9 protein-coding genes and 2 pseudogenes are annotated in these 10,502 nt (G+C 70.7%); 7 read left to right on the top strand and 4 right to left on the bottom strand.

What is annotated here, in order from left to right; all coding sequences use genetic code 11:
- The first annotated feature begins 5 nt into the window (after nucleotides 1-5).
- The 4 genes and pseudogenes from AB0A61_RS33075 (at nucleotide 6) to AB0A61_RS33060 (ending at nucleotide 1,728) form a co-directional block, all read left to right on the top strand.
- Nucleotides 6-311, top strand: coding sequence for a hypothetical protein (locus tag AB0A61_RS33075; protein ID WP_361300638.1), 306 nt, complete (start codon nucleotides 6-8; stop codon nucleotides 309-311).
- Nucleotides 311-691: pseudogene (locus tag AB0A61_RS33070) on the top strand (radical SAM protein); the annotation flags it as partial. The gene AB0A61_RS33075 and the pseudogene AB0A61_RS33070, both read left to right, overlap by 1 nt.
- A gap of 112 nt (nucleotides 692-803) precedes the next feature.
- Nucleotides 804-953, top strand: a complete 150-nt coding sequence (locus tag AB0A61_RS33065; RefSeq protein ID WP_361300688.1) for a hypothetical protein — start codon at nucleotides 804-806, stop codon at nucleotides 951-953.
- A 40-nt stretch (nucleotides 954-993) separates the two neighbouring features.
- The gene (locus tag AB0A61_RS33060) at nucleotides 994-1,728 is read left to right on the top strand and encodes a 2OG-Fe dioxygenase family protein (protein ID WP_361300635.1); all 735 of its coding nucleotides are present in this window, start codon (nucleotides 994-996) and stop codon (nucleotides 1,726-1,728) included.
- Nucleotides 1,729-2,100: 372 nt separating this feature from the next.
- On the opposite strand, the gene AB0A61_RS33055 is transcribed toward AB0A61_RS33060, so the two are convergent.
- A complete protein-coding gene (locus tag AB0A61_RS33055; RefSeq protein ID WP_361300632.1) occupies nucleotides 2,101-3,000 on the bottom strand; it encodes a polysaccharide deacetylase family protein in 900 nt (299 codons plus the stop codon).
- Nucleotides 3,001-3,179: 179 nt separating this feature from the next.
- On the opposite strand from AB0A61_RS33055, the pseudogene AB0A61_RS33050 reads away from it, so the two are divergent.
- Nucleotides 3,180-3,488, top strand: a pseudogene (locus AB0A61_RS33050) (XRE family transcriptional regulator).
- Between the two features lie 294 nt (nucleotides 3,489-3,782).
- The gene (locus AB0A61_RS33045; RefSeq protein WP_361300629.1) at nucleotides 3,783-4,097 is read left to right on the top strand and encodes a hypothetical protein; all 315 of its coding nucleotides are present in this window, start codon (nucleotides 3,783-3,785) and stop codon (nucleotides 4,095-4,097) included.
- 132 nt (nucleotides 4,098-4,229) lie between these two features.
- Here AB0A61_RS33045 and AB0A61_RS33040 read toward each other — a convergent pair whose 3' ends face one another.
- The 3 genes from AB0A61_RS33040 to AB0A61_RS33030 all read right to left on the bottom strand — a co-directional run bounded on the left by AB0A61_RS33040 (nucleotide 4,230) and on the right by AB0A61_RS33030 (nucleotide 8,615).
- A complete protein-coding gene (locus AB0A61_RS33040; protein ID WP_361300626.1) occupies nucleotides 4,230-5,183 on the bottom strand; it encodes a squalene/phytoene synthase family protein in 954 nt (317 codons plus the stop codon).
- A gap of 117 nt (nucleotides 5,184-5,300) precedes the next feature.
- On the bottom strand, nucleotides 5,301-6,104 hold the full coding sequence (locus AB0A61_RS33035; protein WP_361300623.1) for a DUF2071 domain-containing protein: 804 nt from the start codon (nucleotides 6,102-6,104) through the stop codon (nucleotides 5,301-5,303).
- A gap of 171 nt (nucleotides 6,105-6,275) precedes the next feature.
- Complete coding sequence (locus AB0A61_RS33030) at nucleotides 6,276-8,615, bottom strand: GH92 family glycosyl hydrolase (protein WP_361300620.1); 2,340 nt, start codon at nucleotides 8,613-8,615, stop codon at nucleotides 6,276-6,278.
- A gap of 455 nt (nucleotides 8,616-9,070) precedes the next feature.
- On the opposite strand from AB0A61_RS33030, the gene AB0A61_RS33025 reads away from it, so the two are divergent.
- Nucleotides 9,071-10,468, top strand: coding sequence for an arabinofuranosidase catalytic domain-containing protein (locus tag AB0A61_RS33025; protein WP_361300682.1), 1,398 nt, complete (start codon nucleotides 9,071-9,073; stop codon nucleotides 10,466-10,468).
- The last annotated feature ends 34 nt before the right edge of the window (nucleotides 10,469-10,502 follow it).

The raw sequence follows: 10,502 nt of genomic DNA, 5'->3' as shown, positions 1-10,502 counted from the left end.
AGGTCGTGCAGGACTCGTTTCGCGGCTGGCTCTCCTCCAGCACCGGCGTGGATCTGGAAGGCGCCGCGCTGGAGGTGAACGTATCGCTCCGCGAACCGGGTGACTACCGCAACGTGCACCGCGGCAAGACCGACCGGGCGATGAACGCCGTGTTCGTCCTGAACGAGCAGTGGCCGCAGGACGGCGGAGGCACCTACGACCTGTGGGAGGCGAGGGAGCGCCCGAGCCGGCCCGTCGCATCCAGCCGCAGCCCGGAAGCCTCTGCACGGTGGTCCCCTCGGACGGCTCCTGGCATTCGGTCTCGCCCGTGATGGTCGTGCCCGCCGCCCGCGGCTGCCCGATCGGCTGCTCCTACTGCGACGTCCACCCCATCTTCGGCCGCCCGGAACGCCGGCTCACCGTGGACCGGACCATCGACTGCATCGAGCGGTCCTTCCGCACCGCGTCCTTCGAGTACGTCGCCTTCTACGCACCGACGTTCACCCTCGACCGCCGCTGGACCCTGGAGCTGTGCGAACGGCTCACCGCGGGTGGCGCGAAGTTCCCCTGGAAGTGCGCCACGACCATGCACCACCTGGACCAGGACACGGTGCGGGCGATGGGGGAGGCCGGGTCCGTCCGCATCAGCGTCGGCCTGGAAACCCTCGACCCGCACGGGCACGGCGCGCTGCCCCGCTCCAAGCACAAGTCGCAGCAGGACCTGGAGAAACCGGCGGCCTGGTGTGCCGCCGCGGGCGTCGAACTTCAACGACACGTGGCGGGCCGATTGGAACGGCGACCTGCACGTGCTGCGCGGACCGGACATGGCCGACAGCGCGCGGCGGTTCCTGACGCTGCTGGGCACCTCGGTCGTGCTGGTGCGGTCCGACCACTCCTGGCACGGCGTGCCCCCGGTGTCCGAGGACTGCCCCGAGGACCGGCGGCCGCTGCTCATCCACTTCGTCCGCCCCTGACCAACCGCTCCGCCCGACGGCGGCGCAGAAGGGAACCCTCGTGCACACCACCCGGCCCACGGCCTCGATCTCCAGCTCGACCGACATCACGGACGACATCGTCCGCACCGGCTTCTCCATGATCCCCGGCAGCGACATGCAAGTGCCGCCGGCCCTCCAGGACAGCCTCAAGGCCCTGATCGCCTCCTTCGACGACCTGCCGGCCGATCCCTATCTGCCGGACGGCGGCCGCTACCGCTACCGGCGTCACACGCGCTACATCTACCGGCCCGCGACCGGTGAGCTGCTGGTGGCCGACAACCCGGGTTACTTCCAGACGGTGGAGAACAACCCCTTCGCGGGCGGCCAGTGGCGCAAGTACGAGGAACTGCAGGAGGAGATCCGCAGCGGGGCGTTCCTGGCCGCGCTGATCGACTTCAATGTCGGCCGGCTGCCCATGCCGGAGGTCGAGCAGTGGGCGGTGCAGGTGCAGTGCGTGCGCATCGTGGCCCGCGACGGCGCATGCGGCCGGCCGATCCCCGAGGGCGTCCACCGCGACGGCTGCACCTACGTCAGCCTGCACATGATCAACCGGCACAACATCAGCGGCGGCCGGACCAGCGTCTGCACGCCGGAGCACGAACTGATCACCGAGAAGGTGTTCACCGAGTGCCTCGACTCGTTCTTCGGCGACGACCCCCGGGTACGGCACGGTGTCGGGGACGTGGCCGTCGCCGAACCCGGACTGGGGGAGGGCACCCGCGACATGCTTCTGATGAGCTACGACCCCATGTGACGGCCCGTCACCCGGCAGCACACAACGAGAGAGACGATCGCATGAGGTGGGGCACGTGAGCAGTCAGGAGCACGGAACCGTCGTGGTCTCGGGGGCGTCGTCGGCTTCTGCCGGCGCACCGCGGAGCGACTCGCCGGGCGTGGGCACCGTGGTCGCCCTGGCCCGGCGCGGCGAGCGGCTCGAGGAGCTCGCCCGCCGTGGCCCGGCGGGCCGTGTCGCACGCCGAAGCCGACCGTTGCCGATGCCGACGAGTCTGGGGTTCGGCCCCTGCCGGGACCTTGTCTGCGCTCTGACGCTGCGCTTGCCCAGCCCTTGCACGGCCTTGCACGACGCCCACCGGCTACGGGCGCGCGGTCCCGGTGGGGGCCGGGCTCAGCCGGCCGACGGCTGGATGTAGTCCTCCAGGCGCGCCACGGCGAATCCCTGCTCCTGGACGCGCTTGAGCAGGTTGCGGAACATCTGCGTCATCGTGGCGCCCCTGAGCTCGGCGGGCCCGCGGAAGTGGGCGAGGATGATGTCCCCGGGATGCAGCTTCCGGTCCGGCTTCTGGTACTGCAGGTTGGAGATCTGCATGGTCTCGCGCCACCAGACGATCGCCCGCGGCCCGCAGGCGCGCACCGCGGTCCTGGTGTTGTTGTCGTACGCGCCGTAGGGCGGGCGGAACAGCAGTGGTGCGGCGCCGTACTGATTGGTGAGGATCTTCTGGTCGCCGCACACCTCCTCCTTCTGACGGGACAGCGAGAGGGTGTTCATGGCCGGGTGGTGCAGGGTGTGGTTCTGGATGTGGTTCCCCAGCGCCTGCAGCGGTCTGAAGTACGCGTAGTCCGACTTGATGACGTCGTTCATCAGGAACATCGTGATCGGGACCCGCAGGTCCCGCATCATCCGGACGAATTCGGGGTCCTTCTCCAGTCCGTCGTCGACGGTGATGAACACGACCTTCTGCGAGGTCGGTACATGGGCGAAAACCGGGACCCCACCCGAGGCGGAGAGCTTGACGGGCTTGTCGGCCGGAGGGCGGGGAGCGACGGGCAGTGGCGCCAGGCCCCACTTGCGCCAGACCGCGGGGCCCGGCGGGTCGGTGGGAACGCCTCCGGAGGAGGGCGGCCGCGAGGAGGTGACGGCCGGACCGGTCCCGGAGCCGCCCCCCGCTGAGCAACCCCCGACTGCCAGGGCCGCGGCGACCGCGCCCGTCAGCGGCCCGTACCACCTGCCGCGCCTGTGGTGCCGCTTCACCGCGCAGATCTCCCGAACTTTTGTGCCGACGTTCACTCTCCTGGGAACGGTACCCCGCGACATGCGCAGAAGCCGGTCTCCGGGCCGTGTGGCGCAGTGACCGGGCGCCAAAGGGGTGAGCGAGCCGCGCGCTTGGTCCCCGGAACGCGAGGCGGCCGTACGGATCTGTGCGTAAGTAGCATAGTTCATGTCATTAGCGTGGCAGTTTCTGCGCCATGCGGATGTCTCTGGCGGACCGTGTCCGGCTGGCGGTGGCGGCCCTCATGCATGCGACGGGCGAGTCGCAGACCGGCCTCGCTGCCGCGTTGGGGGTCAGTCAGGCCCAGGTGAGCCGTCGCCAGTCCGGTGCGGCCGCCTGGAGCCTGGCGGACTAGGCGGTCGCCGCGCACTTCGGTATCGACGTCCTGGACCTGATGGCCGGGCCGACCCGGGCCTCCGAATCCCTGCCGGAGCCGCGTCGCCGTCCGAGCGGGCGACGCGGCCCCGAGGCCCGTCCGGTCGCGGGGAAGGAGACCACGCGATGACGGACTTCCGCAGGAGGCGACCGCCGCAGCCGATGACACGGGCAGGCTCACCGCTCCCGATGACCCCGGTACCGGTACCGGGGTGTCGACCCCGGCGAGCGACGGCGACGCGGACGGGGTCGAGGTCCTGCCGGAGCCCCGGCCCTGCGTCCTGTGCGGCAACCCCGCCCGCCACCAGGTCGCCGGCTTTCCCCAGCGCCTGGACCCGGACGGCTGCGGCACGCCGGCGCCTGCGCAGGTGCCGCGCCCTGCGGGCCGGCCGGCCCCGCATCGAACCCCGGTGAGCGCACCTCCGTGAAGGTCGTCCCTGTCGGCCGCCGCATGCAGGCCGCGCCGGTCACGTCCGACCCGATCGGCCAGGCTGTCGCCGCCGCGCTCGACCGGTACGCCGGTGACGTCGAGGCGGCCACCGCGGTGCTGGTGAAGCGGGCGATCCCGGATGCGATGGCACCGCTGGACAAGACCCGCAAGGGCGGCCGGCACGACGTGATCGCGCATCCCTGGGTCCCGGACATCCTGCGCAAGCAGAGCGCCCGCGGCGCGGACCGGATCTGGGGGCCCGTCCGAAGCGGGCACGACCCGAACTGCCGCCCGGCGTCCACGAGGTGACCGCCCTGGACATCAACGGCATCTACCTGTCGGCGCTCAAGACCCATCTGCCGACCGGACAGCTGGAGCACTCGACCGGCGGCGACCACGACCGCCGCCGCGCAGGCGTCCACCTAATCACCCGCCCGCCTATCAGCCGGCCCCCGACCGGCGCCCGTCCCCGGCCGGGTGAGCGGGTCGGCGTCCGTTGCGGGCCTGCCGGCGGGCGACCGACAGGGCTCGCAGCGTGCCTGCCAGTGGCGGTCTCGCCGAGCCGCGCAGCAGCTTGGGACCGCGCGCGAACGCCGCGCCGGCGGTCAGCAGCTCGATCTCGACCACGGCACCCACCAGCGGCCGGTTGGGGGCCGCGGTGAGGGGGACCAACTCCCCGGCTGCCTCCAGCGAGGCGCGGGCGGCGCCGATCTGATGGTGCACCAGCTCCGTCAGGCCCGGCGGCTCCCGGCCCGCGGCCAGGTCCTCCCCCGTGACCGAGAAGCGCTCCAGCGTCCGCGCCGGGATGCCCAGCCGCCCCTCCCGCACGTCCTCGGCGAGGTCGTTCACGAAGTCCAGCCGCTGGCTGCCGTCGATGAACGTCCGGCACGCCGCCCGATACCGTCCGTCGTCGACCTCCGGCCCCAGCAAGGCACCGACCAGCATGAAGGCGGGCAGGGAGTAGGCATCCACATAGGCCTGATAGTCGGCCTCGTCGACGAACCCGGCGAAGTCCAACTCGGCCGTGGCGGTGGACAGATACTCCTCCACCACCGCCCGGAGCCGCGGATACGCGGCAACGGTGTGCACCAGTGTGCGGAGCAGCGGATCGTCGCTCATCCCCGACTCCAGAGCCTTGCGCACCCGCTGCTCCCAGGAGGCCCACGCAGCGGCCCGCCGCGCCTTCGTGCCGGTGTCCAGAAGGTTGTCCCCGTGGTGCATCACGGCCGTCGCTGCCACCACGTGCGGGAGCACCGGCCGCGGCAGCAACAGCCGGGCAGCCAGGTACGAGGTGCGGCGGAAGCGCGTCACCAGGCGCCGCTGGATGCCGTAGTCGCTCCGCAACCGCGGCTCCCGGACCCCCGCCGCGTCCAGGCTCTGATTCCACCCGCTCATGGGCCGATGGTAGGCGGACGGCTTCAGGCCGCACGGTCCGGCCCCCGATCCGAAGGCCGGTCTTCCCGGTTTGCGGAGCGGCCTGCGGCCGCCGTCGTCCGCCGTGTCTGTTCACGGCTATGAGACGGCGTGCCCGCCGCCCGCCCCACCCGTGGCGTCGTAACCCGCGCCACTCGGCGGGAGAGCCGCCGAAGCGTCGCTCGGGGTCCCGAACCGGACCGTGACGCCGGGGGAGTAGAGCACGCTGGCGGGCGGACTCGTCATGCGGGGCAGGCCGGCGGCCGTGACCAGGTCGTCGTCGAGGTCGAGGAGCTCCGCGCCGTGCAGCGGCCATGGAGCGTGCTCGTTGGGCAGGTGCAGCGTCCGGCCGCGCCATGAGACATGAAGTCCCCACCGAGCGGTCAGGAATTGTTCGAGCGGCGTGGGTTCGGTGATCGGCGGCCCGGTGCGCACCACGGCCCGGCTCCTCCCGCCCCGGCCCGCCGGATGGCGACGCCGGCAGGTGTAGGTGATCACGTCGCCGTCGCGGCTCAGCCGCATGCTGGACCAGGTGTACGGCAGTCGAACGCCGAGTCGGCCCACCAGCACGGGTATCAGCCGGGCCGCGTCCAGCGAGCGGAAGACGACGCCGCGGCGCCCCTGGTCGTCCACCGAGTACAGACGCACGTTCGTCTCGCAGAACGTGCCCAGGTAGGGAACTCCCGGCCCCGGGCCCGGGCCCACGCCGCGCATGAGGAAGGGGACCAGTCCGACGTAGGTGACCCCGTCGAGGGTGTCGGGGCGGGTACCGGCCGGCAGCAGTCGCGCAACCCGCTCCGGGGCGACCGGCCAGTGCAGGAAGGTCAGTTCGTGCCAGCCCTGAACGAGGGTCGGCCACCGCACGGGCCGCGGTGTGGACAGCGTGATCGGCTCGGTCTTCATGGTGCAGCAGTACGGGGCACTAGCACGGAAGGACGAACACGTGATGTCCCCAAGTCCCGTGTCCGCGCGGGGTTTCGAGGGACACAGGGCCTCCTCGGGTGCCCGTTTCGCGACCGCGGCGCCGTGGCCGTGAGAGTCCCGCCCCTCGGAGAGCGACGGGACTCACACGGCTCACCGCCGATGTCGGTTCAGCGCGGGTGGTCCGGCCTGGGCGGCCGTGCCCCAGGCGGACGGCTCGGCGCCCACGGTGAACGCGAGCGAGCGCACGTGCCGCAGGGTGTCCGTCGTCAGGTACGTGAGCCCGTACGGGGAGCCGTCGACGCGGGCCGACTGGATGTAGCGGCTGCCGTCCGAGGTGCCGGGCGCCGTCACCGTGAGCGCACCACGCGGGTAGTAGCGCCGGTCGAGCGTGAGGTCGACGCGGGCGAAGACCGGTGTGGACAGGCCCCAGGTGTGGTAGCCGGGCTGCACCGGGAAGATCCCGATGGAGGACAGCACGTTCCACGCCGACATGGTGCCGAGGTCGTCGTTGCCGGTCATCCCCGTCGGGGTGTCCGTGAAGAGGGTCAGCGCCGCGTGCACCACGTCGGTCGTCTTCCACGGCTGGCCCGTCGACAGGTACGTGTACGGGGCGATGAGGTCGGGCTCGTTCTGCGGGTTGTACTTGTCGGCGTTGTAGTAGTCGTACGGGCCGTTCACCCACACCTCGCGGGCGGTCTTCGCGGGGTCCTTCAGCAGCTGCTGGTAGGCGAAGAAGGAGTCCAGGCGGTCGTTGGCCGCCTGCCTGCCGCCGATCAGGGCGACCATGCCCGGCAGGTCCTGAGGCACCAGCCACTGGTACTGCCAGGCGGTGCCCTCGTGGAATCCCTCGCTCCTGGCCGGGTCGTCGGGTCCGGTGAAGGCGCCCGAGGCGTCGCGCGCACGGAAGAAGCCGGTCGAGGGGTCGAAGATCCTGCGGTAGTTCTGGGCGCGGGCGGCGTAGCGTGCCGCGTCCGCGTCGTGGCCGAGACCGCGGGCCATCTCGGCGAGCATCGCGTCCGACAGGGCGTACTCCAGCGTGGCGGACGCACCGTGGTCGTAGTCCGAGTCGCCGGGCTTCACGTGCGGGCGGCCCTTGACGTAGGGCGCGAAGCCGTCGGCGATGTACTCCTCGTTGGCCTCGCGGCCCACGGCAGGGGAGTCCGCGGGCGGCACCCCGTCGGCGTTCTTCTTCAGGGCGCGGTAGGCCCGCTCCTCGTAGCCCTTGAGCAGCCCCTGCTGGTAGGCGTTGGTGAGGAACGGGGTGACCGGGTCGCCGGTCATGATGTTCGTCTCGACCGTGCCGTACCCCCACTTGGGCAGCCAGCCGCTTTCCTCGTCGATCCTGATGACGGAGATCGCCATGTCACGGGCCTCGCGCGGCGCGAGGAGCGAGAGGAGCTGGGACTGCGTGCGGTAGGTGTCCCACAACGACCAGTTCTGGTAGTACGTGAAGCCCCGCGCGCGGTGGATCCTCTGGTCCCAGCCGGTGTAACGGCCGTCGGCGTCGCTGCCGATGTCGGGAGCGAGGAAGGACCGGTACAGGGACGAGTAGAAGGTGCGGCGAAGGGTGTCGCTGCCGCCCTGCACGCGTACGTCCTCCAGCCGGTCCTCCCAGGCCCGCCGTGCGGCGTCACGGACCCGCTGGAAGGAACGGCCGCCCTCGGCACGGAGGTTCACGGCCGCGCCGTGGGCGTCGACGTAGGAAAGGGCGGTCGTCGCCTCGACGGTCCGGTCCTTGGTGGTGTCGAAACGGACGTAGGCACCGTCCCGCCCGGTTCGCGATCCGTCGGTGACCGTCGAGCCGTTCCAGGTGCCGTACGCGGTGAACGGACGGTCGAACCGGGTGATCGTGTACACGGTGTACGGCTTGGTGTCCTGGCAGAAGCCGCTGCCGGTGATCGCGGTGCGCACGGTCCGGTTGTCGAGGATCTCGACCCTGGTGGCAACCGTCCGGTGCAGCGACTGGCCGGCATTGAGCAGGACGTCGGCCTTGTCGGTGGCGGGGAAGGTGTAGCGCTGCACGCCCGTGCGTGCGGTGGCGGTCAGTTCGGCTTCGATACCGGTCTTCAGAGCGACCTTGTAGTAGCCGGGGCTCGCCTTCTCGGCGTCGTGGCTGAACTCCGCCTGGTACTTGGCGTAGTCGGTTTCGGTGACGTCGCCGGTCGTCGGGAGCACCGGCAGATCGCCGCCCAAACCGCAGCCGACGCCGGAGAGATGGACGAGGGAGAAGCCCCGGATGTGGTTCTGCGCGTAGTCGTAACCCGTGTTGTGCCCGGTGTCCGGGGACAACTGCACCATGCCGAAGGGCACGGCGGCGCCCGGATAGGTGTTGCCCTCGTCCTCGGTGCCGATGAACGGATTGACGAGATCGGTTAGTTGACTGTTCCGGGCGGCGGCCGCGTGGGCCGTGGGCGCGGTGAGGGCGGCGCCGAGAAGCGCGATCGCTGTGACCGCCGTGCCCGCACCGCGTATGCGCAGGGTCCATCTCATGGGCGTCAGCCCCTCCCCGAAGACTTGGACAACGTTGTCAAAGCGCCAGGCGCCCATTCTTCGGCCCGCGTGTGCACCCGTCAAGAGGGCCCAGAGGCCGTGGAGTTGGGTGGTCCGGGCCCGGGTGCGTGCGCGGGGCGGAGGTCTCCGAGGGGATGGATGGGGGAGGGTCTGAAGCAACAATTCAGGACATACCCAAAGCTTTAAATAAGCCGGAAGCAACAAATCTTGACGTGACCGATCAGTGTGCGTACGTTCCGCCACAGCCGAACCGCCAGGCACGTGAACTCGGGCGCCGTGACCACCAGTTGGAAGGCCACCCCCCTTCCGTCGAGGAGCACACCATGCGCGGAAAGAGAACTGCCGTCACCCGGGCCACCTCGGACATCGACGCCGGACCACCCCCGAGCCGCCGCAGACTCCTGCTGTCCCTCCTGGCCGTCCTCGGCCTCGCGATGGGCGTCCTGATCGGCCTGCCCGAGTCGTCACGGGCCGCCGGGGGGCTGCCGTGTGACATCTACGGCGACGCCGGCACTCCCTGCGTCGCCGCGCACAGTACGGTGCGCGCGCTGTTCTCCTCCTACGACGGCCCCTTGTACCGGGTGACCAGGACCTCGGACGGCGCGGGCGCCGACATCGGACTGCTGTCCCCGGGCGGCTACGCCGACGCCGCGCGGCAGGACACCTTCTGCGGCGGCACCACGTGCCGGATCACGAAGATCTACGACCAGACCTCGCGGCACAACGACCTGACCCCCGGACCGGCGGGGACGTCCGGCATGGGCGCCGACCGGGGGGCGGACGCCGCCGAGATCGCTGTCACGGCCGGCGGGCACAAGGTGTACGGCATATGGATATCCCCCGGAGTCGGCTACCGCTACACGGGTGTCGCCTCCGGTGCGGCGGTGAACGGCCGGCCCGAGGGCGCCTACATGGTGGCCAGCGGTACCCACGTCGGGTCCGCCTGCTGCTTCGACTACGGCAATGCGGAGAGCACACCGGCCGACACCGGCAACGGTCACATGGACGCGGTGAGCATCGCGACCACGTGCTACTTCACCCCCTGCACCGGTTCGGGGCCCTGGATCGAGGCAGACCTGGAGAACGGCATGTTCCAGGGGAACAACGGCTCCAACACCGCCAACCGCGGGAACAACAGCGCGTTCGTCACGGCCGTTCTGAAGAACGACGGGCAGACGAGATACGCGCTCAAAGGCGGTGACGCGCGGTCCGGTGGGCTGACGACGTGGTGGAACGGCGCCCTGCCCACCCGCGGGGGCTATCAGCCCATGCACCAGGAGGGCGGCATCATCCTCGGCACGGGCGGCGACAACAGCAACTGGAACATGGGCACGTTCTTCGAGGGCGTGATGACGGCCGGTTACCCGACGGACGCCGCCGAGAACGCGGTTCAGGCGAACATCGTCTCCGTCGGCTACTCCGGTGAGACCGACGTGCCCAACGGTCCGCAGGCAACGATCACCGGTCCGGGCGGCAAGTGCGTCGACGTCGCCGCCGACGACACCGGCGTCAACGGTGCCGCCGTGCAACTGTGGGACTGCCAGTCCTACGCCGAGGACCAGCACTGGACCCACAATCCCGATGGCTCGCTCGGCACGCTCGGGCGCTGTCTGGACATCGACGGCAATGGGACGGCGCGGGGTACGCAGGTGGAGTTGTGGGACTGCAACGGTGTCGGTGGGCAGAAGTGGGTGCAGCGGGGGGATGGTTCGCTGGTCAATCCGCAGTCCGGCCGCTGTCTGGACTCTCCCGGCGGCGCGACGGCGAACGGCACCCGCCTGCAGATCTGGGACTGCAACGGATCGGCGGCCCAGAAGTTCTCCCTGAACTGACCGGCCGATCTGGTCCAACCAGTTGACCAGTGCG

Origin of the sequence: Streptomyces sp. NPDC046197 (assembly GCF_040646295.1) — a bacterium.
Taxonomy (GTDB): Bacteria; Actinomycetota; Actinomycetes; order Streptomycetales; family Streptomycetaceae; genus Streptomyces.
This window is presented reverse-complemented; position numbering and strand designations above follow the sequence as displayed.

Bases quoted from the DNA above. Each gene is read 5' to 3' on its own strand.
- AB0A61_RS33040 (WP_361300626.1), bottom strand. From the start codon at position 5,183: ATGAGCGGGTGGAATCAGAGCCTGGACGCGGCGGGGGTCCGGGAGCCG.
- AB0A61_RS33035 (WP_361300623.1), bottom strand. From the start codon at position 6,104: ATGAAGACCGAGCCGATCACGCTGTCCACACCGCGGCCCGTGCGGTGG.
- AB0A61_RS33025 (WP_361300682.1), top strand. From the start codon at position 9,071: ATGGGCGTCCTGATCGGCCTGCCCGAGTCGTCACGGGCCGCCGGGGGG.
- AB0A61_RS33030 (WP_361300620.1), bottom strand. From the start codon at position 8,615: ATGAGATGGACCCTGCGCATACGCGGTGCGGGCACGGCGGTCACAGCG.
- AB0A61_RS33065 (WP_361300688.1), top strand. From the start codon at position 804: ATGGCCGACAGCGCGCGGCGGTTCCTGACGCTGCTGGGCACCTCGGTC.